A 21,314-nucleotide genomic window follows, 5' to 3' on the forward strand; every position below is an offset into this window, starting at 1 on the left:
GCTTGTCAATTTCCTGGACGAAGAAGGTGCGGCATGATCGTACGTTCAAAGCTTATCGACACGGAAGGCGGTGTTTTCGATCCTGCAGCCTATGAAGTCACCGTACGGCCGCTGCAGGCGGTGGAAGGTGGCGGCTGGCTGGCGACCATTCCGACTTTGCCCGGTTGTGTGGGGGACGGCGAGACGGAGATGGATGCAATACAGGACGTCAGGCTGGCCGCACTGGAATGGGCGGAGGCGGCCATGAAGGACGGAGATCCAATTCCCGCACCGTCGCACCGCAATCCGATGGCCGCGGAATAGGCGTGTAGGGAATCGGTAGAGGCGAAGAAGAGTTCTGATGGCGGGAGCAGGCGACAACACGCGCAACAAGCCGAAGGCGGGCGGGGAGACGGACGTCTTCAAGCGCGCGCTGACGGTATGCATGCGCGCCATTTCCGGCGATCATGAGCTCGAGGTCGGCTTTGCAAAGGACAAGCCGGCGCTGGCAGGAAGCCGCGCGCGGCTTCCGGAATTGCCGAAGAAGCCGACCGCCAACGACCTTGCGGTGAGCCGCGGCCTCGGCGACTCCATGGCGTTGAAGCGGGCCTGCCACGACAATCGCGTGCATCTCCGGCTGGCGCCGGAGGGCAAGCACGCCCGCGCCGTTTTCGATGCGGTCGAACAGGCGCGGGTGGAGGCGATCGGCAGCCGGGCGATGCAGGGCGTCGGCGACAACATCGGCTCCATGCTGGAGGACAAGTATCTGCGGGCCAACCTGGCCGAGGTGCGCGAGCAGGCCGACGCGCCGCTCGAGGAGGCTGTGGCGCTCATCGTGCGCGAAAAGCTGACCGGCCGCCCCGTGCCGAAGAGCGGCGAGCGCCTGGTCGGGCTCTGGCGCGACTGGGTCGAGGAGAAGGCGGGCAAGGACCTCGATGGCCTTTCCGGCCAGCTGGAAGACCAGCAGGCATTCGCGCGCCTGGTGCGCGACATGCTGGTTTCGCTCGACATGGCGGAAGAGCTCGGCGAAGACCAGCAGCAGGACGAGAGCGACGACAGCGAAGACGACCAGCCGCAGGGCGAGGACAATTCGGAAGAGGGTGGCGAGGACGATTCGAGCGGTGATCAGTCGCAGGCCGACGACGCCGAATCATCGTCGGAGGACGAGCAGGCTGGCGAGATGGAGGCGGCGGACGCCACCGCGGACGACGTCTCCGATGAGGAGGCGGACGCCGAGACGCCCGGTGAGGCCAAGCGGCCCGACCATTCGCTCGCCAATCTCAGCCGGGACATCGACTATAAGATCTTCACCACGTCGTTCGACGAGACCGTCGGCGCCGAGGATCTCTGCGACGAGGAAGAGCTCGACCGCCTGCGCGCATTCCTGGACAAGCAGCTCGCCAATCTGCAGGGCGTCGTCGGCCGTCTCGCCAACCGCCTGCAGCGCCGCCTCATGGCCCAGCAGAACCGCTCCTGGGACTTCGATCTGGAAGAGGGTTATCTCGATCCGGCGCGGCTGGTGCGTGTCGTCATCGATCCGATGCAGCCGCTCTCCTTCAAGCAGGAGCGCGACACCAAGTTTCGCGACACGGTCGTGACGCTGCTGCTCGACAATTCCGGCTCGATGCGCGGCCGCCCGATTACCGTTGCCGCCACCTGCGCCGACATCCTGGCGCGCACGCTGGAGCGCTGCGGCGTCTCGGTCGAGATCCTCGGCTTCACGACGCGCGCCTGGAAGGGCGGGCAGGCCCGGGAGAAGTGGCTGAAGGACGGCAAGCCGCCGGCGCCGGGCCGCCTCAACGATTTGCGCCACATCATCTACAAGAGCGCCGACGCGCCGTGGCGTCGCGCCCGCCGCAATCTCGGCCTGATGATGCGCGAGGGTCTGCTGAAGGAGAACATCGACGGCGAGGCGCTTCTGTGGGCGCACAACCGCCTGCTGGGCCGACCGGAGCAACGGAAGATCCTGATGATGATATCGGATGGCGCGCCGGTCGACGATTCGACGCTGTCGGTCAATCCGGGCAACTATCTCGAACGGCACCTGCGCGCCGTGATCGACCTGATTGAGACGCGCTCGCCGGTCGAGCTTCTCGCCATCGGCATCGGACACGACGTCACCCGCTACTATCAGCGCGCGGTCACCATCGTCGACGCCGAGGAACTGGCCGGAGCGATGACGGAACAGCTGGCATCCCTGTTCGACGAAGCATCGCCGCGCGATCGCCGCTTCCAGTTGAGACGCGCCGGATGATAAAGCGGCTGCGGCATTGGGGCGTGGCGGCGTCGATTGCCGCAGCGATCGTCGTAGCTGCCGCGGTCTGGCCGGCCCGGTCTCCGGCAGACGAGATCGAGGGACCGTTCCCGGTCGAAATCAGGGCGCGTCCGATATCGGACTTCCGTATCGGCAGCGCAGACAGGCAGTTCGGCCAGCTGGAATTCGTCGGCGGGCTCGAGATGAACGGCAGTTCGCGCCATTTCGGCGCCAGCTCTGCCTTTCGCTTCCTGAAACCGGGCAGCGACTTCATTGGCGTCGCCGACACCGGGTTCTGGTTCTTCGGGACCATCGAGCGCGACGCTCAGGGCAAGCCCGTCGGCGTGGACAACTTCTCGATGGCCCAGATGGTCGACGAGAGCGGAAAGCTGATATCCGAGAAATGGGAGGTTGATGCGGAAGGGCTGGACGTGGAGGGCGACATCGCCACGGTCGGCTTCGAGCGCAACCACCGCATCGCCCAGTTCAAGATTGACCCGGCAGGGATGAAGGGGCCGATAAGGACCCTCGACTTTGTCGTGCCGAAGCGTGAGCTGCGGCGCAACCGTGGGTTCGAGACCGTCACCCGCGCCGATCCGCAAGGGCAGCACGCCGGTGGACTCGTCGTGGTTTCGGAGAAAAGCCTGGACGACCGCGGCAATATCCTGGCCGCGGTCATCGAAGGCCCCAACAAGGGACCCTTCACGGTCAAGCGCGACGGCGAGTTCAGCATCACCGACGGCGCCTTCCTGCCAAATGGCGACCTGCTCCTCCTGGAGCGCAGCTTCTCGATGGGCGCGGGGGTCAAGATGCGCCTGAGGCGCATCTACGGCGAAAGCATAGCCAAGGACGCCGTCGCCGACGGGCCGGTGCTGCTCGAGGCCGACATGTCATTCCAGATCGACAACATGGAAGCCATGGACGTGTGGACGCGCCAAGACGGCGCGCTGATGGTGTCGCTGATGTCCGACGACAACCACTCCATCCTGCAGCGCAACCTCTACCTGGAGTTCCGCCTGCACGAGGACTAAGGCGTGGTACGTCCGCCGCGCTGGTGCTCAGCTCAAACGATTGTCGTTGCGGGCGTTCGGATCCGTCAGGCCGCCAGATGGGTCACGCCCGCCTGGGCGTAGTTGTGCCCGAAGCGGTTGGCGAGGAAGGCGTCGAGCGGGATGTCCTCCTGCCGCACGAAGCCTTTCGCCGGCAGGCTGCCGGACGCCAGCATGTCGAGCACGGCGCAGATGCCGGAGGCGGTCGTGATCTGGATCGCGCTGCGCACCGCGCCGTTGATGCTGCGGCTGTAGATCTTGTTGGCGTAGCTCTCCTGAAGCAGGCGTCCGCCCTTGCGGCCGGAAACCGTCACGAAGATCACCACGACGTCCTGCAGGGTCGCCGGCAGGGCGTTCTCCAGGATGTCCTTCAGCACCTCGCGGCGGTGGCGCAGGCCGAGGTCGTTGAGCAGCGCCTTCATGATCGATGCGTGGCCGGGATAGCGGATCGTCCGGTAGTTCAGCGTGCGCACCTTGCCCTCATAGGTCTCGCACAGCGTCCCAAGGCCGCCTGACGTGTTGAACGCCTCGTAGGTGATGCCGTCGAGCGAGAATTCCTCGCGCTCCTCCAGCGGCGGCACTTCGATCAGCTCGCCCTCGGCGATTGCCTCGCAGGGCTCGCAATACTCGTTGATGACGCCGTCGGTGCTCCAGGTCAGGTTGTAGTTCAGCGCGTTGGAGGGGTACTGCGGCAGCGCGCCGACGCGCATGCGCACGCTCTCCAGCGTGTCGAAGCGGCGCGCGAGATCGTTGGCCACGATGGAGATGAAGCCGGGCGCCAGGCCGCATTGCGGGATGAAGGCGCTGCGCGCCGTGGCCGCAAGCTCCTTGACGCGCCGCGTGCTCGCCACGTCCTCGGTGAGGTCGAGATAGTGCACGCCGGCTTCCGCCGCGGCTTCGGCGATCTTCACGGTGAGGTGGAAGGGGGCCGCCGAAAGCACCGCGAACTTGCCCGCCAGCGCCTTGCCGAGGGCGTCGCGGTCGGAAATGTCGATGCAGAGCCGCTCCACCTCCTGCGTCACCTCCAGCGCGTCAAGCTGCGCCTGGGCGCGGTCAATGACGGCGACGCGATAGTCGCCCGTGGCGGCCAGCAGGTCAGCGATTGTGGAACCGATCTTGCCGGCCCCGGCGACCACGATATTCTTCAAGGCATCGTCCCCCGATTGTGTCTCTCTGCCGATACTACCGGCAGTTCATGACAGATCACAGTATCGCTTTGGACAGATCGCCGTTATCGTTTGTGCAGAACAACGAAGTCAGTGTGCAAAATGACGACAGATGCGGACAATGCCCTGATCGCGCTGCTGCGCGAGAACGCACGCGCCTCGATCGCCGATCTCGCCCGGCGGCTGGGCGTCTCGCGCACGACGGTGCAGAGCCGCATCGAGCGGCTGGAGCGAAGCGGAGTGATCGCCGGCTACAGCGTGCGGTTGTCGGCGGAGCACGAGAGGGGGCTGGTCCGCGCCCACATCCTCGTCACCGTGCCGCCGAAGCAGTCGGCTGCGGTGGCGGCCGAACTCGCCCGCATCCCGCAGGTCCGGGCCCTGCATTCGGTCAGCGGCAACTTCGACATGATCATCGTGGTCGAGGCGCCCTCCGTCAGCGACCTCGACACGCTCATCGACAGGATCGGCGCGCTTGACGGCGTCGAGCGCACGCTGTCCTCGATCATCCTGTCCACCCGAATCAACCGCTAGGGAAAGTGTCGGATCCGGCCTCGCCAGCACGTCCTTGGAATGGCGTCCCCCGCACGCAACCATGGCAAACGGGTGGCGTTTCCCATCCACCACAAGCTGGAGGAAGCCATGCTCAAGGACAAATCGTCATCCGCCATCGTCGCCGTGAGCGACATCGAGCGGGCAAGGACCTTCTATCGCGACACGCTGGGACTGCAGCTGCTGGACGACAGCATGGGCGATGTCCTGGTTTTCCGCACCGGCGACACGTCGCTGGTCGTCTACCGTTCCGACTTCGCCGGAACCAACAAGGCCAACGCAGCCGTCTGGGATGTCGGCAGCGAGGTCGAATCGATCGCCGCCATGCTGAAGGGTCGTGGTGTGAGCTTCGAGCGCTACGACAATCCCGGAATGGACCTGAAGGGCGACGTCTATGTCGCCGGCTCGATGAAGCTGTTCTGGTTCAAGGACCCGGACGGCAACATCCTGCATGTCAACGGTACGTGAGGCGCCGGGCCACCGCTGCGAGCGTGAGCCTACCGCGCCGTGCGCGTCGCCATCCAGATGACATGCCGGGCGCCGCGCTTGCCGTTGGCGCGGGTGTTGACCTCTTCGACGGCGAAGCCGGCCTGCTTGAGCCGCCTGGTGAAGCCGGCGTCGGGCGCCGACGACCAGACCGAGAGGACCCCGCCGGGCCGCAGGGCGGCGTGCGCGGCCCGGAGTCCCGACAGATCGTAGAGGGCATTGTTGTCCTCCCGGGTCAGCCCTTCCGGGCCGTTGTCGACATCCAGCAGGATTGCATCGTAGCGGGCCTTGGCTGACCGGATGATGCCCCCGACATCGGCCTGGCGCAGATTGACGCGGCGATCGTCGAGGCAGCCGGCGAAGATCTCCGCCATCGGCCCGCGGGCCCAGGCAACCACGGCGGGAACCAGTTCGGCAACGGTTACCCTGGCGTCAGCTCCGAGTTCGGCAAGGGCGGCGCGCAGCGTGAAACCCATGCCGAGGCCGCCGATAAGCATGTGCGGAGCCTGCCGGCCGGCGATCCCGGCGCAGGACAGCCGCGCCATCGCCTCCTCCGAGCCGCTGAGGCGGCTGTTCATCAGTTCGTTGGTGCCGAGCATGATGGAGAACTCGGCGCCGCGCTGTTTGAGGCGAAGGGTCTCGTGCGATCCGGGAATCGCGGCCGTGTCGAGCTGGACCCATGGAATCATTGCTTAGACGGCAATCGCCGGCTGGCTCCAGCGCGCGGCGATGAGCCGGTAGGGAATCAGCGCGAACACGGCGATCAGGAGCTTGACGCCCAGATCGCCCAGCGCCCACGACACCCAGCGCGGCGCTTCCGTCGCCAGCATGCCGAACAGCGGCGCGGCCTCCAGCGCGAAGGCGTCCTCCGGTCCGACGAAGGAGAAGGCCGCCGCGAAGGCGATGGAGAAGAAGATCATGGTGTCCACCACAGATCCGGCGAGCGTGCCGAAGATCGGTGCGCGCCACCAGCTCTGGCGGCGCAGCCAGTTGAACACGGTGACGTCGAGGAGCTGTGCGGTGAGGAACGCCGCGCCGGATGCCACGGCGATCCGCACCAGCCGGTCAGCTGCGGTCTCGAACTCGATGAAGCCGTGGCGGAACAGGAAAGGCGGCACAACGATCGAGCAGACGACTGCCGTCATGAAGCCGACGAAGACGATCCGACGCGCCATCTGCGGCCCGTAGCGGCGGTTGGCGAGATCGGTCACCAGGAAGGCGAATGGATAGGTGAAGGCGCCCCAGGTCAGGAGGTCGGCCAGGGACAAGGGCCCAAGCGTGCCCTGCACGGGGAACTGCACAAGCACGTTCGACGCCACGACGACGAGCGCCATGGCGACCACAAAGGGCACATAGATCGAGAAACGGAGCATTTTTTTAACCTGGGTTATGGAACCAGTGGCAGGCCGGTCCCCCGACCGGCTGCCCGAGAAGGCGGTTGTCCCCCGCCTTGAAAGAATCAGGCGGTGGCCTCCTCGTCCGCCTTCTTGGCGATCTGCTTCTTCAGCAGACGAGCGCGCGGCGACAGCTCTGCGCTGTCGGCTTTGGCGAGGAAGCCGTCGAGGCCGCCACGATGTTCGACCGAACGCAGGGCGTTGGCCGAGATGCGCAGGCGCACGCTCTGGTTCAGGGCTTCCGACTGAAGCGTGACGTTGACCAGGTTCGGCAGGAAGCGACGCTTGGTCTTGTTGTTGGCGTGGCTCACATTGTGGCCGGACATTACGGCCTTGCCGGTCAGTTCGCAGGAGCGGGACATTATTCGTACCTTCGGTTCACAATTAGGCCAAAGACCAAAGTCGCACCAGACATGCGGGCGCGCGGTCTCTTCGGCGGCCTTTGGAAAAGTCGGGGTTCCATAGTGAGATTTCAGCGAAGCGTCAAGCCCGGCAAGCTGGTCGCGCCTTTGGAGGACGATCGGCCGCTTGCGGACCGCCAACGGAGATGCAGGGGAACGGCCCGCTCACAGAATTGCCGAATTCCGACCCCACTTATTAACACACCTACAAGAATGTGGACGGACGGGCATCTCAGGCCATGAACGCATTCATCCACCGATTTCTGGTGCTGTCGGTCGCTGTCCTGGCGGTCGTGCCGTCGGCGTCGAGCGCAAGGACCGGGGGAAAATCCTTCCGCGGCGAGTATGCTGTCACCTATCTCGGCCTTACGGTCGCACGCTCCAGCATGACATCGACCTTGCGCGACAACGCCTATTCGATCGAAGGCTCGGTTTCGACGGCCGGCCTCGGCAAGATTTTCGATGACACGAAAGCGACGCTGTCCGTCAGCGGGCGCATCTCGCGTGACCGGGCCGTGCCCGAGCGCGCCCACACCAGCTACAAGCACGAGAAGAAGAGCAAGAGCCTCACGATCGATTTCGCCAAAGGCAATGTCGTCGGCACGAAGGTGGTGCCGCCCCCGAAGCCGCGCGGCCCGGACTGGGTGCCGGTCACGAACGCGCAGCTCCGCGCGGTGCTCGACCCGCTTTCCGCCTTCCTGGTGCCGGCGAGCAGTCCCGAGCAGGTCTGCGCAAAGCCGCTGAAGCTCTATGACGGCGAGATGCGCGTCGACCTGAAGCTGCGCCATGTGGAGACGAGTACGGTCAAGCTCGTCGGCTACGAGGGCCCGGCCGTCACCTGCAGCGCCCGCTTCAGCCCGGTTTCGGGCTACCGGGCCAGCAAGAAGTCGATCAAGTTCATGCGCGACCGGGCGCGCATCTCGATCACATTTGCGCCGCTGGGCACAACCGGGGTATATGCGCCGGTCCGCGCCAGCGTCGGCACCGAGATCGGCACGCTGACGCTGCAGGCGCGGAAGGTCGAAATCATCGATTAGGGGGCGATCCGCCCCGGAGGAAGCGATGGGGCGGGCGACACTGATCGGCTTCTCGGCCGTGGCCATGTGGGCGCTGCTGGCGCTCCTGACCGACGCCTCGGGCGAAGTGCCGCCCTTCCTGCTGTCCGCCATCACCTTCGCCATCGGAACGCTGGTGGGCATCGTCGCGCGCCTCGTGTCTCCGACTGCCACCGCCCCGGTGAAGATCCCCCCGCAGGTGTGGGGCATCGGCATTGCCGGCCTGTTCGGATACCACTTCTTCTATTTTACGGCGCTGCGCAACGCGCCGGCCGTCGAGGCAAGCCTGATCGCCTATCTGTGGCCGCTGTTCATCGTGCTCGGCTCGGCGCTGATGCCGGGCGAGCGGCTGCAATGGTACCACGTGGCGGGGGCGGTGCTCGGGCTCGCCGGCACGTTCCTCATCGTCACCAATGGCGGCCGGTTCGCCTTCGACAGCCGCTACCTGTTCGGCTACGCCATGGCCGGCGCCTGCGCCTTCATCTGGACCGGCTATTCGCTGCTCTCGCGACAGTTCCAGGCGGTGCCGACCGCGGTCGTCGCATGGTTCTGCGCGGCGACATCGGCACTATCGCTGGTCTGCCACTTCCTGCTGGAGGACACCGTCCTGCCGTCCGGTCCGGGCGAGTGGCTGGCGGTCGTCGGCTTGGGCCTCATGCCGGTCGGCGCGGCGTTCTATGCGTGGGACCACGGCGTCAAGCGCGGCAACATCCAGGTGCTTGGCGCTGCGAGCTACGCTGCGCCGCTTCTCTCTACGCTCATCCTCATCGCCGCCGGCTTCGCCGAGGCGACGCCCCACATCCTGCTCGCCTGCGTGCTGATCACGGCGGGCGCGGTGCTTGCGGCCAAGTCGCTGCTGTTCAAGCGCCGCGCATCGCCAGAGGCCGCCGGCGCATGATGCCCTTTGGCGGCGGCCTCGACTCGGCCTCGAACGGAACGCTGATCTTCTCGATTGGCGCAGCCATCTTCTATCTCAACGCGCTCGACGCGCCGCCGAACCTCCGGCGCACGGCGGCGAAGGCGCTCGCGGTGGGCTTTCTCGCACTGCTCGCCCTGATCGAAGGCGGACCGCTCCTGCTCGTGGCCGCGCTCGCGGCGAGCGCTGCCGGCGACGCGTTCCTGTCGCGCCCGGGCGAGCGCGCTTTCCTCGGGGGCTTGGCGGCCTTTCTCGTGGCGCACGTCCTCTACGTGGCGCTGTTCCTCACTGCAGGGGAGGGCGCCGATTTCGTCCTGGAGCATCCGGCGCGCATGGTAGTCGGCGCGGTCATGATCGCCGCGACCGGCCTTCTGCTGGCGAGGCTGCGCGTCGTGGCGCCGTCAGAGCTGAAGGCGCCGGTGACCGCCTACGCGGCGGCCATCCTCGCCATGGGGCTCACTTCCCTCACAATGCCCGGTCCCTGGATCGTGCTCGGGGCGGTCTGCTTCATAGCATCGGACGCCATGCTGGCCGTCGAGAAGTTCATGCCCGTGCCCGATCCCACGCTGCGGACGGCGATGCGCACCGCCGTCTGGGTGGCCTACTATGCCGCGCAGGCCATCATCACGCTCGGCTTCCTGCTCGGGAGCGCGAGCTAACCCTGCTCGGGCCTGATGCGGCGGCCGACGTCTTCCAGCCAGTGATCGCGGATCTCGAGCGCGTTGAGGTGCTCGAGCGTGTTGATGACATATTCGTCATTTGGGCCCGACTGGCCATGCGATGTGGCGACGATCTCGGCGGCGTGTCCGGCGTCCATGCGGCCGGCATATTGCTCATGGCCGCGGTCGACGACGTAGCAGACCGCCGTGGCGGTGCCGCCGCTGGAGAGCTTTATCGGCAGCGTGCGCTCCAGATAGACCCTGGTGACGAGCTCGCGCTCGCGCAGGTAGGCAAGCACTTCCTCGCGCAGTTCGATCGGCACGCGAAAGGCCAGCCCGATGCAGGAGCCGCCACGGTCGAGCCCCAGCACCAGGCCGGGGTGTTCTTGGGTGCCGCGGTGCACCCAGGAGCGCACGCAGAGCGAACGCCGGAAGCCGTGCAGCCGTGCCCGCTGGACCTCGACATGCGCGAAGCCGGGGCGCCACATCAGCGAACCATAGCCAAAGACCCAAAAATCGCCCATATCATCGCCGCTCGTCAGGGTGACCGGCGAGGCGTAACGAAAGAGAGAGCATGGCGTCAAGCGAGACCACTCCCCGCTATTCCCGCCGCATGGTCTGGCTGGCGGCCTTCATCGTCGTGCTCTTCGGCGGCTACAGTGCCGGCTGGTTCTATGTCGGCAACATGCTCGAAGGCCAAGTGCGGACGGCGCTCGCGAACGCCGGGCAGAAGGGCGTCGCCGCCGACTGCGCCAATCCGACGGCGCGCGGCTTCCCGTTTCGCATCGGCGTCTACTGCGACAAGGTCAGCTTCGACGACGGCAAGGGGGTGAACGTCTCCGCCGGCGCGCTGAGGTCGGCCGCACAGGTCTACAATCCATTCCACGTCGTCAGCGAGCTCGACGGGCCGGCAACCGTCGGCCTCGGCAGCGCGGGCTCCCTTCAGCTGGACTGGAAGGCGCTGCGCGCCAGCGCGCGGCTCGCGACCCCGCTCCCGGAACGCGTGTCGATCGAGGGCACGGACATCGCCGCAGGTCCCGTTTCCGCCGCCCCACAGCTCAATGCGAAGACGTTCGAGGGCCACATGCGCCCCAAAGGCAGCGATCTCGACGTGGCGGGCAGCATCGGCGACCTGACGGCGGCTGCGGGGCTTGTCCAGGGACGCGTGCTGCCGCCGTTGTCCGGCCAGATCGACGCGACCATCGCCAACGGCGTCGCCCTGCTGCGTTCCGGTGCCGCTGACCTCAAGGGACAGTCGGCGACGATCCGCAATCTCTGGCTCTCGACCGGCCCGAACACGGGGGTCGGGGTGAAGGGCAGTATCGCGGCCGACGCCGCCGGCCTGATCGACGCCGACCTGACGCTGACCATCCGCAACGCCAAGGGCCTTGCCCAAGTCGCGGCTCAGGCGTTCCCCGAAGCCAGCAAGCAGATCAATAACGCCATGCTCGGCCTGGCGATGCTTGGCGAGAACACGTCCGTGCCTCTCAGGATCGTGAAGGGGAAGGCGACGCTCGGCTTCATTTCGCTCGGCGACATTCCGCCGATCTGACGCCCCGCTTCGGAACGGCGCAGTTTTACTTCTTGACCGGGTGCTCGATCGCCTGACGCCCGAAGTCCGGGGCATCGATCTCCTGGCCCGCCTCGATGATCGAGCGGCGGATCGCGCGGGTCCGCGTGAACATGTCGAACAGCTTGTCGCCGTCACCCCAGCGGATCGCCCGCTGCAGCGAGGCGAGATCCTCGGAGAAGCGCGCCAGCATTTCGAGGATGGCGTCCTTGTTGTGCAGGCAGACGTCGCGCCACATGGTCGGGTCGGAGGCGGCGAGGCGCGTGAAATCGCGGAAACCCGAAGCCGAGTACTTGATCACTTCGGACTTCGTCACCTGCTGCAGGTCGTCGGCCGTGCCGACGATGTTGTAGGCGATGATATGCGGCAGGTGCGAGACGATGGCGAGCACCATGTCGTGATGGTCGTGCTCCATCGTGTCGATGTTGGAGCCACAGCGCCGCCAGAACTCCGACAGCTTCTCCAGCGCTTCCGGGTCGGTGCCCGGCAGCGGGGTAAAAATGCACCAGCGGTTCTCGAAGAGGTCCGCGAAGCCGGCGTCGGGGCCTGACTTCTCCGTTCCCGCAATAGGGTGGCCAGGAATGAAATGCACGCCCGCAGGGATGTGCGGCGCCATCTGGGCGATCACCGAGGACTTGGTCGAGCCGACGTCGGTCACGATTGCGCCCGGCTTCAGGGCAGGCGCGATCTGCTGCGCCACCTCGCCGGAGGATCCGACCGGAACCGAAACGATCACCAGATCGGCGTCGCGGACGGCTTCCTCGAGGTCGGTCGTGTAGCTGTCGCCCAGCTTCAGCTCCGCCGCACGGGCGAGGGTCTTTTCGCTGCGCGTCGCGATCGCGACATGGCCGGCCAGGTTCTCGCGGCGGATGACGCGCGCCAGCGAGGAGCCGATCAGGCCGATGCCGATCAGGGCGATTTTCTCGAACATCGGGTTGGGCATGATCAGCTCTTCAGAAATTCGGACAGCGCGTCGATGACGCCGCGATTGGCTTCTTCGGTACCGACCGACATGCGCAACGCATTGGGGAAGCCGTAGCCGGTCACTGCGCGCAGCACGTAACCGCGCTCGGTGAGATAGGCGTCCGCCGCGGCGGCGCTGTGCCTGCCATCTTCGGGGAAGTGCACCAGCAGGAAGTTGCCGACGCTCGGCGTGACGCGCAGGCCAAGCGCGGTGAATTGCTCGGTCAGCCAGGTGCGCCAGCGTTCGTTGTGCGTGACGCTGAGCTCGAGATAGGCGCGATCGTGGACGGCGGCGATCCCCGCCTCGATGGCGACGGCGTTGACGTTGAAGGGACCGCGCATGCGGTTGATCGCGTCGACGATGGGAAGCGGTGCGTACATCCAGCCGATGCGCGCGCCGCCGAGGCCGAGCTTCGAGAAGGTGCGTGTCATCACGACATTGTCGGAACTGGAGACCAGTTCGATGCCGGCCTCGTAGTCGTTGCGCCTGACGAACTCGGCATAGGCGGCGTCGAGCACGAAGAGCACGTGAGGAGGCAGGCCGGCATGCAGGCGCCGGATCTCGTCGAAGGGCAGGTATGTGCCCGTCGGGTTGTTGGGATTGGCCAGGAAAAGGATCTTCGTGCGCGGGGTTACCGCGGCCAGGATGGCGTCGACGTCGGCGCGTTCGTCGCGCTCCTTGACGATCACCGGCGTGCCGCCCGCCGCCTTGACGTAGATCTTGTAGACCATGAAGGCGTGTTCGGTGAAAATCGCCTCGTCGCCCGGCGACAGGTAGGTCTGCGCGAGCAGGCCCAGGATCTCGTCGGAGCCGTTCGAGCAGACGATGTTCGCCGCGTTCAGGCCATGCGCCTCCGCCAGCGCCTCGCGCAGCCGCCGGGCGGTGCCGTCGGGATAGATGTCAAGTTTGCCGGCCACTTCGCGCGCCGCCGCGATCGCCTTTGGCGACGGCCCCAGCGGGTTCTCGTTGGACGACAGCTTGTGCAGCTTGACGCCGGCCGGCGCGGTGCTCTTGCCGGGAACGTAGGCGTCGATGTCCATGACGCCGGGTTTCGGCTGCGGGCGAGTAGGTGCGTTCGTGTTCGACATCGAAAATCCAGTCAAGGCCGGGAGGCGCTCGCGGAAATACAGGCGGGAAAAGGGATTGTCGAGGGAAAGCGTGGTCGCGGCAAGGAGGCCGCCGGCCCTACGGCGTGTAGACGACCACCGATTTCGGGCGGATGCGGAAATGCGCCGGCGTCCACGTCGTCAGCTCGCCGTCGGTATTGACGGGCCGCGGGCGGCGGGTTCGGATGGTGACTTCGGTCGTCTTGAAGGCGCGCACGTCGTCCCACTGGCCCTGCGTGCCGGCGCGGAGGCTCGGCAGCAGCCGCAGCAGGCGCCACCAGTGGTCGACCTCCAGGCTGTAAAGGTCGAGCCAGCCGTCATCCGCGGTGGCCGATTCCTCAACGGTCATTCCGCCTCCGTAATGACGGCCATTGCCGACCGAGACCTGCATGGTGCGGATCATTTCGGTTGTGCCATCATGGTCGAGAAAGGCACTGAACAGGCGCGAGCGCAGCAATATGCGGGAGGCCACGATCGCATAACCGAGGGTTCCCCATCTTTTCTGGGCATGCTCGGTCAGCTCGCGCGCGAGCTCCGCGCTGAAGCCGATGCTGGCGACGTTGAAGAAGAGGTGACCGTTCACCTCGCCGAGGTCGACATGCTTGGTGCGGCCCTGCACGATAAGCTCAGCCGCCTGCAGCGGGTCGGTCGGTATGCCCATGGTGCGGGCGAAGTCGTTGGCGGTGCCGAGCGGCAGCACCCCGAGAGGGAGCCCCGTATAGACGAGGGCGGACGCGGCCGCATTCAAGGTGCCGTCGCCTCCGCCCAGGATGACGAGGTCGCAGCGGTTGGCATTGCGCGAAATGAGGTCGGAGATGCTCTCGCCCGCGTCGGGCTGCATGTCGATCAACTCGAAGTTGGCGTCCTCGAGCAGCGTGCGGGCAGGCCCGAGCGGCGTCTCGCCTCGACGGGCGCGGGGGTTGGTTATGACCAGGGCGCGCTTGGAATTCGACACGGGCGACTCGAGGGGTTGCGGAAGAGGTTGGAAACGAAGGTTGTGAGGAATTCAGTCATATCTATGCCGTGCGGGCAGCTTTGGAAGACCTTGCGGCGCGCCGACGCACGCGGGCCGTGGCGCCGCCCCAGGCCTGCCGCTATCGGTCCAGCTCGGGCAGGTAGGGGTCCGAATAGGTCCGGCGCAGTTTTTCTCCGATCTGGCAGTCGACCGGCGATTGAGCCGCGTTCTTGACCACGGCAGGCAGGTCCGCCCCGCTCACCTCCAGGATCAGCTTGCGGCGAATAGCGTTGGCGAATTCGGATGCGGCCCGCACCGGCAGGACAAAACTCCCCGGACCACCCGTCACGCATTCCGCGTAGTAGGCGTCGAGATCACCGACGCTCGGCGAGGGGCGTATCAGGATCGGCAGGCCGTTGATGGTGATGCCCTGTGAGATGGCTGCCTTGCGGGCCTCCACGACCGGGCCGCCGATATTGTTGGGGCCGTCCCCCGAGATGTCGATGACCTTCCGCGTTGCGCGGATGTCGTTTTCCTCGAGGCGCATGGCCGCGTGGCGCAAGGCGGCCGACACGGAGGTGCCCCGGAAGGTCGCCGCGGGCCGGCGCTCCAGCGTGTCGGCGAAGGCGTTGGCGCTCTCGGCCCCGTCGATGATGCGCCATTCCACTTGCGAGGAGGCGTGAACGCTGCCGGCCCATTCGAAATAGGTCAATGCGATGCGTCCGTTGGCTCCGTAGCCGATCGCCCGGATGAAATCGGGATGGCGCAGGGCGGCGACATAGCCCGCACGCTGCACGGCAAACTCCTCCGGATCCATCGAGCGGGAGATGTCGACGGCCAGCACCAGCTCCAGATCGACTGCCTGGTCGCCCGAAGCGGCGATCAGGCTCCCCGCCGGCGCGGACAGGACGGCGACCGCCGCGATTGGCAGGAGACGGCGCGCCAATACATGCAGGCTCCACATTTTTTGGCCCGTTCTGTCATCAGGCGGCAGGCACTTTATCATCAAATGTTGTAGCCCGCTGTCGGCGCGAGTCGGATTCCCGCTTGCAGGGTGCAAATCGTCGGATCAATTTCGGCCATGTTCCCGCAACGGCCGTCAACGTCATGCGTTGAATCGTGATACCCAGCGGAGGGACGGCAGTGACGAGCACCCAATTACTGTCCTTCGCCGTCATCGCGCTCATGATGGGCGCATTCGTCTGGGGGCGATTCCGCTACGACCTGATTGCGGCGACCGCCCTGATCGTCTCGATCGCTGTCGGCATCGTGCCTTTTGATGCGGCCTTCGACGGTTTCAGCGACGATATCGTCATCATCGTGGGCAGCGCGCTCGTGGTCAGCTATGGCGTCGCCCGCTCAGGCGTCATGGAGTACGCGGTGCAGCGCTATGCGCCCAGCGTCTCGTCGCTGCGCGCCCAACTGGCGCTGCTGGTCATCGTGGTCACTGTGCTGTCGGCCTTCGTCAAGAACATCGGAGCGCTGGCGATCATGATCCCCATCGCATTCCAGTTCGCGAAGCGGTCCAACGCATCGCCCTCCGTGTTCCTTATGCCGATGGCGTTCGGTTCGCTGCTGGGCGGGCTTCTGACCCAGGTGGGGACATCGCCGAACATCATCATCTCGCGGGTGCGCGAAGAGATGACCGGGACGTCGTTCAGCATGTTCGATTTCACGCCCGTCGCCGCCATGCTGTGCGCCGCCGGCATCGTGTTCCTCCTGCTGTTCTATTGGCTGGTTCCCGCCCGCTCGCGCGAAAGCGCGTCCATGCACGAGGCCATCGACATCAAGAACTATCTGGTCGAGGCCAGGGTCACGACCGATTCCAACCTGCACGGAAAGCCTGTTGGGGAACTGGTCAAGCTTGCGGAAGGAGACGCGGTCGTCACATCGATCATGCGGCGCGGCTTGCGCATCGCGCCGCTGCCGGACACGGTGTTCAGTTCCGGCGACGTTGTGCTGCTGGAGGGCGACCCCGAGGCGCTGGGGCGCGTTGTCTCCCACGCAAAGCTCGACCTGACCGGCGACCGCAGCGTCATCAGCCCCAAAGGCACCGAGGCCGAGGCTGTGGAAGCCGTCATCGGCGAGAATTCCCCGCTGATCGGATGGTCGGCGAAGAGCTTTGCGCTGCACGAACGCTTCAATGTCAATTTGCTCGCGGTGAGCCGCAAGGATGAACGCCTCACCGAGCGGCCGGCCGAGGTCAGGCTGCGCCTGGGCGACGTGATCGTGCTGCAGGGCAGCCGAGCCTCGATGCCCGAGGTGCTGCGCACCTTCGGCTGCCTGCCGCTCGCCGAGCGACCGATTCTGCTGGGCAGCGTCAGGCGGGGAATCGTGCCCATCCTGATCCTTGCCGCGGCGATGGGCGCCACAGCGCTCGGCGCGCTGCCGATTTCGATCGCCTTCTTCGTTGCAGCGGTCGGTATGGTCGCCCTGAACGCCGTGCCCCTGCGCGAGGTCTACGGTGCGATGGACGGGCCGATCCTCGTGATGCTCGCTACGCTCATTCCGGTGAGCGATTCGCTGAGGACCAGCGGCGCCACCGACCTCATCGCCGCCTATCTGGCGGAAGTCGGAACGGCGCTGCCCGCATATGGCGCGCTGGCGCTCATCCTTGTCTGCGCCATGGCCGTCACGCCGTTCCTCAACAATGCGGCGACCGCGCTGGTCATGGCGCCCATCGCCGCAGGGTTCGCGACAGGCCTGGGCTACAAGCCGGAAGCGTTCCTGATGGCGGTGGCGATCGGCGCCGGCTGCGATTTCCTCACGCCGATCGGACACCAGTGCAACACGCTCGTCATGGGGCCGGGTGGATACCGCTTCTCCGACTACGCGCGGCTCGGCCTGCCGCTGTCGATTCTCGTGATCGTGGTCGCCGTGCCGGCGTTGATCCTGGTGTGGCCGCTGTAGCAATGCCGGATCGGGCCTTCCCGGGCGGTCGGGCCACCGATTTGTCAGGAGGCTTGGCTGGACCAACAGGTCGCGGATAGCCATCCGGGGTGCGGCGACGTATAAGCGCTCCCTTTTTCGAAAACGCCGAGACCTGAGAAATGTCCGTCCTTTCCGGCTCAAAGCGCCAGGCGGCGATCGCCTTCATCCTCATCACCGCCGCGCTCGACATCGTGGCGATGGGGATCGTGATCCCGGTCCTGCCCCAGTTGATCGAGGAGTTCGCCGGGTCGAACGCCAATGCCGGCTGGTACAACGGCATCTTCGTCGCGCTCTGGGCGCTGATGCAGTTCGTCTGCTCGCCGATCGTCGGCTCGCTGTCCGACCGCTACGGACGCCGGCCGGTCATCCTGCTGTCGACGATAGGACTTGCCGCAGACTACGTGCTGATGGCGCTGGCGCCCAACCTCTGGTGGCTGGCCGTGGGCCGCATCATCGCAGGCATCACCTCCTCCAGCTTCACGACGGCTTTCGCCTACATGGCCGACATAACGCCGCCGGAGGGCCGTGCGCGCGCCTACGGGCTGATCGGCGCCGCATTCAGCGGCGGCTTCGTGCTCGGACCGTTGATCGGCGGGTTCGTCGGGGAGATTTCGCCCCGCGCGCCGTTCTGGCTGGCGGCGGCGATGAGCGGCCTCGCCTTTATCTACGGCCTCGTCGTGCTGCCGGAGTCGCTTGCGCCGGCCAAGCGCATGGCCTTCTCGTGGAAGCGCGCCAATCCGTTCGGAGCGATGGTGCTGTTGCGTTCCCATCATGAGCTGTTCGGCCTGGCGCTGGTGAACTTCCTGCTGCACTTCGCTCACCACGTGTTCTCGGCGGTCTTCGTGCTCTATGCGGGCTACCGCTACGGATGGGGCGCGTGGCAGGTCGGCCTTTTGCTGGCCTTGGTCGGCGTGCTGGACATGGCGGTGCAGGGTCTGCTCGTGGGCCCCATGGTGAAGCGCTTCGGCGACCGCGCCGTGATGGTGTTCGGGCTGTTTGGCGGCGCCATCGGCATTGCCTGCATGGGCCTGGCGCCGGATTGGATCAGCTTTACCCTGGCCATGCTACCCAACGCGCTGTGGGGTCTCGCCATGCCGACGATCCAGTCGCTGATGACCCGCCACGTCTCCGAATCGGAGCAGGGTCAGCTCCAGGGCGCCAACATGAGCCTTGCCAGCATCGCCGGCGTGCTGTCGCCGCTCTTCTTCGGCTGGGTCTATTCCCAGTCGGTATGGGAGGGAGCGCCACGCTGGCTGTCCGGGCTGTCGCTGCTGATTGCGGCGGGGGTTCTGCTCGGCGCGGCCGTGCTTGGCTGGTGGGTCGCCCGCCAGGCGGGACGCTTCGAGAGCGTCCAGCGATCCGCGGAAACTGCTTAGGGCCTGTCGGTCCTGAGCGAAGCGGCGCGCGTGGCCCCCTGCGGCGTCAACACCGGAACGAAGACGCGCCGGGAAGCGCGCTGCGCCATCGGAACGCCTTGGTAAAGCCGCTTCTGCGCTTCGACGACGATGACGCCGGAGAAAATCGGCCAGAAACGGCGTCCCGCGCGCTCCAGAATGTTGTGGAAGCGCATCATGAAGCGCCGCTTCGACGGCGGAAAGAAGAGTGCGTCAGCCCAGGCGGACGGGGTGAAGTTGGTCTCGCGCAAGAGATCGGTGAGCTGACCGCGCGAGAATGGGCGGCCCGTTCCGAACGGGGTGTGCTCGAAACGCGCCCACACGCCCCGGCGATTCGGGACGACGATGACGACGCGGCCGGCCGGCGACAGCACGCGCCAGATCTCCTTCAGAGTCTCGCGCGGGTTTTCGGCGTGCTCCAGCGCGTGGACCACGAGCATGCGGTCGATGGAGGCGTCGACCAGCGGCAGTTCCTCGTCGAAGACGAGCGCTGTGGCGGACGGACCGCCTGCCGGCCAGATCACCGCGCCCTGGGTTGCCGGCATGAAGGCGAACACGCGGTCTGCGTCGGCGCCGAAACGATCGAGCCAGGGCAACGAATAGCCGAGACCCACGAGACGCTCGTTCGGCAGCTTCGCCCAGACGGCCGAAAGCGCCATGGTGATCGACCGCTCCGCCAACCGGCCTAGAACGGAGCTGTAGAAGGAGCGCAGCATGACGACGTCGGAATTCATACGCAGGAAGCTAGAGCAAGATGCATGCGGATTGAAGCGCTCCGCGTGCAGCCCGGCTTCGGCTGCGACCGTTTGCGCGGCCCCACAGGGTGACAGCACACACCCGCAGCCCTATGTTCCGGCCAGAATCCGGAGGCTCCCATGACTATCCAAATCGACCAGTTCCCCTGCCGCGCGGACAATTTCGGCGTGCTCATCCACGACAGCGCAAGTGGGGAAACCGCTCTGATCGACGCCCCCGAAGAGACGGCCATCCTCGAGGCGATCAAGCGGACCGGCTGGAAGCCGAGCGTGCTCTTCATCACCCACCACCATGCCGACCACGTCGAAGCCAATCTGTCGCTCAAGCAGAAATTCGATCTGAAGATCATCGGCCCGAAGGCCGAGGCGTCGAAGATCCCCGGCATCGACCAGACGGTGGCGGAAGGCGACGTGCTGACGTTCGGCGGCGAAGAGGTGCGCGTCATCGAGACGCCCGGCCACACGGCGGGACACGTCTCCTACTACTTGCCCAAATCGGGCGTGGCGTTTACCGCGGACACGCTGTTTGCCCTCGGCTGCGGACGCCTGTTCGAGGCGCCTGCGCCGGTCATGTACGAATCGCTGAAGAAGCTCGCCGCGCTGCCGCCGGAAACCCAGGTCTATTGCGGCCACGAATACACGCTCTCCAACGCGCGGTTCGCGCTGACGGTCGACCCGACCAACCCGAAGCTCAAGGCGCGCGCGGAAAAGATCGAGAAGCTGCGCGCGGAGGGGAAGGCGACGCTGCCGACGAGCATCGGCGAAGAACTGGAGACCAACCCCTTCCTGCGCTGGGACGATGCTGCGATCCGCAAGAATCTCGGCATGGAAAATGCCTCTGACGCCGAGGTTTTTACCGAAATCCGCAAGCGGAAGGATAATTTTTGAGTAAATCGGCCGGCATTTTGATCGAATGCGGGGGGCGATTCAGAGGCTCACGCCCAATTCGGCCAGCCGCTTGACCGCGCTTGGCGGCATCGGCGGCGGGTTCTGCGACCGCGCCGCCTCAATGAGGAGTTGGTCGCAGGCGGCTTCCGTCTCGGAAATCAGGCGGTTGATGAACTCTTCGCGGCCAAGGCCCGGCTCTATCGGTTTCAGGAAGCGCGCCTTGATCGTGCCGGGATAGCGCAGGAATTTCCGCCGCGGCCAATAAAGCCCGGCGACGTGGGCAACCGGCACCACCGGAACGCCGAGCTGGCAGTAGAGCTCCACGATGCCCCATTTGTAGGCCGGTTCAGCCCCCGGCGAGCGGCGCGTGCCTTCGGGATAGATGATCAGCTGGCGCGGGTTGCGCGCCATCTCGGCCTTGGTCGCCGCCACCACCGCCTTCAGGGCCTTGGACCGGCTGCCTCGGTCGACCGGGATCATGCGCATCTTCATGATGTACCAGCCGAAGAACGGGATCCACTGGAGTTCGCGCTTCAGGATGTAGAGAGGGTCGTCCAGATACGGGAAGAAGGCGATCGCGTCCCAGAAGGACTGGTGTTTGGGCGCGAGGATGAATGAGCCCTCCGGCAGGTTCTCTGCGCCAGTGATCTCGCTCCTGGTCCCGGCGATCTTCTCGTACAGCCAAGCGCTGCTGCGCGCCCAGAACTTCGGCACGAACCACGCCATGTGGCGCGGCGCCAGGAAGTAGAACGGCGTCCAGAAGAGCATCTGAAGGATCAGGCTGGCGTAGAAGGCCAGATTGAATGCCAGCGATCGAATGGCGAGCATGGATGGGCCTGCGGC

Annotated in this window: 23 protein-coding genes; 12 read left to right on the forward strand and 11 right to left on the reverse strand. The window is 66.0% G+C overall.

From position 1 onward, the window contains the following. The first annotated feature begins 33 nt into the window (after positions 1-33). From PD284_RS07680 to PD284_RS07690, 3 genes are read left to right on the forward strand one after another with little or no spacing between them, the layout of a single operon-like run. Positions 34-303: a type II toxin-antitoxin system HicB family antitoxin gene (locus PD284_RS07680; RefSeq protein ID WP_274627623.1), complete on the forward strand. Its 270-nt coding sequence runs from the start codon at positions 34-36 to the stop codon at positions 301-303. 37 nt (positions 304-340) lie between these two features. Continuing rightward, entirely contained in the window at positions 341-2,233 is a 1,893-nt protein-coding gene (gene cobT / locus PD284_RS07685; RefSeq protein WP_274627624.1) for a cobaltochelatase subunit CobT, read from the forward strand. Then, a complete protein-coding gene (locus tag PD284_RS07690) occupies positions 2,230-3,264 on the forward strand; it encodes an esterase-like activity of phytase family protein (protein WP_274627625.1) in 1,035 nt (344 codons plus the stop codon). Before cobT ends, PD284_RS07690 begins: the two co-directional genes overlap by 4 nt. Before the next feature lie 65 nt (positions 3,265-3,329). Here the strand turns inward: PD284_RS07690 and PD284_RS07695 are convergent, their stop codons facing one another. Then, entirely contained in the window at positions 3,330-4,430 is a 1,101-nt protein-coding gene (locus PD284_RS07695; protein ID WP_274627626.1) for a saccharopine dehydrogenase family protein, read from the reverse strand. Between the two features lie 120 nt (positions 4,431-4,550). On the opposite strand from PD284_RS07695, the gene PD284_RS07700 reads away from it, so the two are divergent. Together PD284_RS07700 and PD284_RS07705 are read left to right on the forward strand one after the other, a co-directional pair. Next, entirely contained in the window at positions 4,551-4,979 is a 429-nt protein-coding gene (locus PD284_RS07700) for an Lrp/AsnC family transcriptional regulator (RefSeq protein ID WP_274627627.1), read from the forward strand. Between the two features lie 108 nt (positions 4,980-5,087). Further along, positions 5,088-5,465 (forward strand): VOC family protein, encoded by a 378-nt coding sequence (locus tag PD284_RS07705; protein WP_274627628.1) that lies wholly within the window; start codon positions 5,088-5,090, stop codon positions 5,463-5,465. A gap of 29 nt (positions 5,466-5,494) precedes the next feature. Here the strand turns inward: PD284_RS07705 and PD284_RS07710 are convergent, their stop codons facing one another. The 3 genes from PD284_RS07710 to rpmB form a co-directional block, all read right to left on the reverse strand. Further along, positions 5,495-6,172, reverse strand: a complete 678-nt coding sequence (locus PD284_RS07710) for a spermidine synthase (RefSeq protein WP_274627629.1) — start codon at positions 6,170-6,172, stop codon at positions 5,495-5,497. Between the two features lie 3 nt (positions 6,173-6,175). Then, positions 6,176-6,856 carry a queuosine precursor transporter gene (locus tag PD284_RS07715; RefSeq protein WP_274627630.1) on the reverse strand — a complete coding sequence of 227 codons (681 nt, stop codon included), beginning with the start codon at positions 6,854-6,856 and terminating at the stop codon, positions 6,176-6,178. An 86-nt stretch (positions 6,857-6,942) separates the two neighbouring features. Continuing rightward, the gene (gene rpmB, locus PD284_RS07720; protein WP_274627631.1) at positions 6,943-7,239 is read right to left on the reverse strand and encodes a 50S ribosomal protein L28; all 297 of its coding nucleotides are present in this window, start codon (positions 7,237-7,239) and stop codon (positions 6,943-6,945) included. A gap of 278 nt (positions 7,240-7,517) precedes the next feature. On the opposite strand from rpmB, the gene PD284_RS07725 reads away from it, so the two are divergent. From PD284_RS07725 to PD284_RS07735, 3 genes are read left to right on the forward strand one after another with little or no spacing between them, the layout of a single operon-like run. Then, entirely contained in the window at positions 7,518-8,315 is a 798-nt protein-coding gene (locus PD284_RS07725) for a DUF3108 domain-containing protein (protein WP_274627632.1), read from the forward strand. 25 nt (positions 8,316-8,340) lie between these two features. Continuing rightward, a complete protein-coding gene (yddG, locus tag PD284_RS07730; protein ID WP_274627633.1) occupies positions 8,341-9,231 on the forward strand; it encodes an aromatic amino acid exporter YddG in 891 nt (296 codons plus the stop codon). Further along, positions 9,228-9,908 carry a lysoplasmalogenase gene (locus tag PD284_RS07735; RefSeq protein ID WP_274627634.1) on the forward strand — a complete coding sequence of 227 codons (681 nt, stop codon included), beginning with the start codon at positions 9,228-9,230 and terminating at the stop codon, positions 9,906-9,908. Before yddG ends, PD284_RS07735 begins: the two co-directional genes overlap by 4 nt. Here PD284_RS07735 and PD284_RS07740 read toward each other — a convergent pair. After that, the gene (locus tag PD284_RS07740; protein WP_274627635.1) at positions 9,905-10,432 is read right to left on the reverse strand and encodes a gamma-glutamylcyclotransferase; all 528 of its coding nucleotides are present in this window, start codon (positions 10,430-10,432) and stop codon (positions 9,905-9,907) included. The two genes, PD284_RS07735 and PD284_RS07740, sit on opposite strands and share 4 nt — an antisense overlap. Positions 10,433-10,482: 50 nt before the next feature. On the opposite strand from PD284_RS07740, the gene PD284_RS07745 reads away from it, so the two are divergent. Beyond that, a complete protein-coding gene (locus PD284_RS07745) occupies positions 10,483-11,460 on the forward strand; it encodes a DUF2125 domain-containing protein (RefSeq protein ID WP_274627636.1) in 978 nt (325 codons plus the stop codon). 25 nt (positions 11,461-11,485) lie between these two features. On the opposite strand, the gene PD284_RS07750 is transcribed toward PD284_RS07745, so the two are convergent. The 4 genes from PD284_RS07750 to PD284_RS07765 form a co-directional block, all read right to left on the reverse strand. Continuing rightward, positions 11,486-12,421, reverse strand: a complete 936-nt coding sequence (locus PD284_RS07750; RefSeq protein WP_274627637.1) for a prephenate/arogenate dehydrogenase family protein — start codon at positions 12,419-12,421, stop codon at positions 11,486-11,488. 2 nt (positions 12,422-12,423) lie between these two features. Next, entirely contained in the window at positions 12,424-13,530 is a 1,107-nt protein-coding gene (gene hisC, locus PD284_RS07755; RefSeq protein WP_274627638.1) for a histidinol-phosphate transaminase, read from the reverse strand. 97 nt (positions 13,531-13,627) lie between these two features. After that, on the reverse strand, positions 13,628-14,503 hold the full coding sequence (locus tag PD284_RS07760; protein WP_274627639.1) for a lipid kinase: 876 nt from the start codon (positions 14,501-14,503) through the stop codon (positions 13,628-13,630). Positions 14,504-14,642: 139 nt separating this feature from the next. Beyond that, positions 14,643-15,449, reverse strand: a complete 807-nt coding sequence (locus PD284_RS07765) for a DUF1194 domain-containing protein (RefSeq protein ID WP_274627640.1) — start codon at positions 15,447-15,449, stop codon at positions 14,643-14,645. Between the two features lie 197 nt (positions 15,450-15,646). On the opposite strand from PD284_RS07765, the gene PD284_RS07770 reads away from it, so the two are divergent. Both PD284_RS07770 and PD284_RS07775 read left to right on the forward strand, forming a co-directional pair. Next, complete coding sequence (locus PD284_RS07770) at positions 15,647-17,413, forward strand: SLC13 family permease (RefSeq protein ID WP_274627641.1); 1,767 nt, start codon at positions 15,647-15,649, stop codon at positions 17,411-17,413. A 140-nt stretch (positions 17,414-17,553) separates the two neighbouring features. Further along, positions 17,554-18,810, forward strand: coding sequence for a TCR/Tet family MFS transporter (locus tag PD284_RS07775; RefSeq protein ID WP_274627642.1), 1,257 nt, complete (start codon positions 17,554-17,556; stop codon positions 18,808-18,810). Here PD284_RS07775 and PD284_RS07780 read toward each other — a convergent pair. Continuing rightward, positions 18,807-19,562 carry a class I SAM-dependent methyltransferase gene (locus PD284_RS07780; RefSeq protein WP_274627643.1) on the reverse strand — a complete coding sequence of 252 codons (756 nt, stop codon included), beginning with the start codon at positions 19,560-19,562 and terminating at the stop codon, positions 18,807-18,809. The genes PD284_RS07775 and PD284_RS07780 overlap by 4 nt on opposite strands. Before the next feature lie 141 nt (positions 19,563-19,703). Here PD284_RS07780 and gloB point away from each other — a divergent pair, with 141 nt between their 5' ends. Next, a complete protein-coding gene (gloB, locus tag PD284_RS07785; RefSeq protein WP_274627644.1) occupies positions 19,704-20,471 on the forward strand; it encodes a hydroxyacylglutathione hydrolase in 768 nt (255 codons plus the stop codon). 39 nt (positions 20,472-20,510) lie between these two features. On the opposite strand, the gene PD284_RS07790 is transcribed toward gloB, so the two are convergent. Further along, entirely contained in the window at positions 20,511-21,299 is a 789-nt protein-coding gene (locus tag PD284_RS07790; RefSeq protein WP_274627645.1) for a lysophospholipid acyltransferase family protein, read from the reverse strand. Positions 21,300-21,314: the final 15 nt, after the last annotated feature.

Source organism: Mesorhizobium shangrilense, from assembly GCF_028826155.1.
GTDB lineage: Bacteria > Pseudomonadota > Alphaproteobacteria > Rhizobiales > Rhizobiaceae > Arvimicrobium > Arvimicrobium flavum.

Bases quoted from the DNA above. Each gene is read 5' to 3' on its own strand.
- PD284_RS07680 (WP_274627623.1), top strand. From the start codon at position 34: ATGATCGTACGTTCAAAGCTTATCGACACGGAAGGCGGTGTTTTCGAT.
- cobT (WP_274627624.1), top strand. From the start codon at position 341: ATGGCGGGAGCAGGCGACAACACGCGCAACAAGCCGAAGGCGGGCGGG.
- PD284_RS07690 (WP_274627625.1), top strand. From the start codon at position 2,230: ATGATAAAGCGGCTGCGGCATTGGGGCGTGGCGGCGTCGATTGCCGCA.
- PD284_RS07700 (WP_274627627.1), top strand. From the start codon at position 4,551: ATGACGACAGATGCGGACAATGCCCTGATCGCGCTGCTGCGCGAGAAC.
- PD284_RS07705 (WP_274627628.1), top strand. From the start codon at position 5,088: ATGCTCAAGGACAAATCGTCATCCGCCATCGTCGCCGTGAGCGACATC.
- PD284_RS07710 (WP_274627629.1), bottom strand. From the start codon at position 6,172: ATGATTCCATGGGTCCAGCTCGACACGGCCGCGATTCCCGGATCGCAC.
- PD284_RS07715 (WP_274627630.1), bottom strand. From the start codon at position 6,856: ATGCTCCGTTTCTCGATCTATGTGCCCTTTGTGGTCGCCATGGCGCTC.
- rpmB (WP_274627631.1), bottom strand. From the start codon at position 7,239: ATGTCCCGCTCCTGCGAACTGACCGGCAAGGCCGTAATGTCCGGCCAC.
- PD284_RS07725 (WP_274627632.1), top strand. From the start codon at position 7,518: ATGAACGCATTCATCCACCGATTTCTGGTGCTGTCGGTCGCTGTCCTG.
- yddG (WP_274627633.1), top strand. From the start codon at position 8,341: ATGGGGCGGGCGACACTGATCGGCTTCTCGGCCGTGGCCATGTGGGCG.
- PD284_RS07735 (WP_274627634.1), top strand. From the start codon at position 9,228: ATGATGCCCTTTGGCGGCGGCCTCGACTCGGCCTCGAACGGAACGCTG.
- PD284_RS07740 (WP_274627635.1), bottom strand. From the start codon at position 10,432: ATGGGCGATTTTTGGGTCTTTGGCTATGGTTCGCTGATGTGGCGCCCC.
- PD284_RS07745 (WP_274627636.1), top strand. From the start codon at position 10,483: ATGGCGTCAAGCGAGACCACTCCCCGCTATTCCCGCCGCATGGTCTGG.
- PD284_RS07750 (WP_274627637.1), bottom strand. From the start codon at position 12,421: ATGCCCAACCCGATGTTCGAGAAAATCGCCCTGATCGGCATCGGCCTG.
- hisC (WP_274627638.1), bottom strand. From the start codon at position 13,530: ATGTCGAACACGAACGCACCTACTCGCCCGCAGCCGAAACCCGGCGTC.
- PD284_RS07775 (WP_274627642.1), top strand. From the start codon at position 17,554: ATGTCCGTCCTTTCCGGCTCAAAGCGCCAGGCGGCGATCGCCTTCATC.
- PD284_RS07780 (WP_274627643.1), bottom strand. From the start codon at position 19,562: ATGAATTCCGACGTCGTCATGCTGCGCTCCTTCTACAGCTCCGTTCTA.
- gloB (WP_274627644.1), top strand. From the start codon at position 19,704: ATGACTATCCAAATCGACCAGTTCCCCTGCCGCGCGGACAATTTCGGC.
- PD284_RS07790 (WP_274627645.1), bottom strand. From the start codon at position 21,299: ATGCTCGCCATTCGATCGCTGGCATTCAATCTGGCCTTCTACGCCAGC.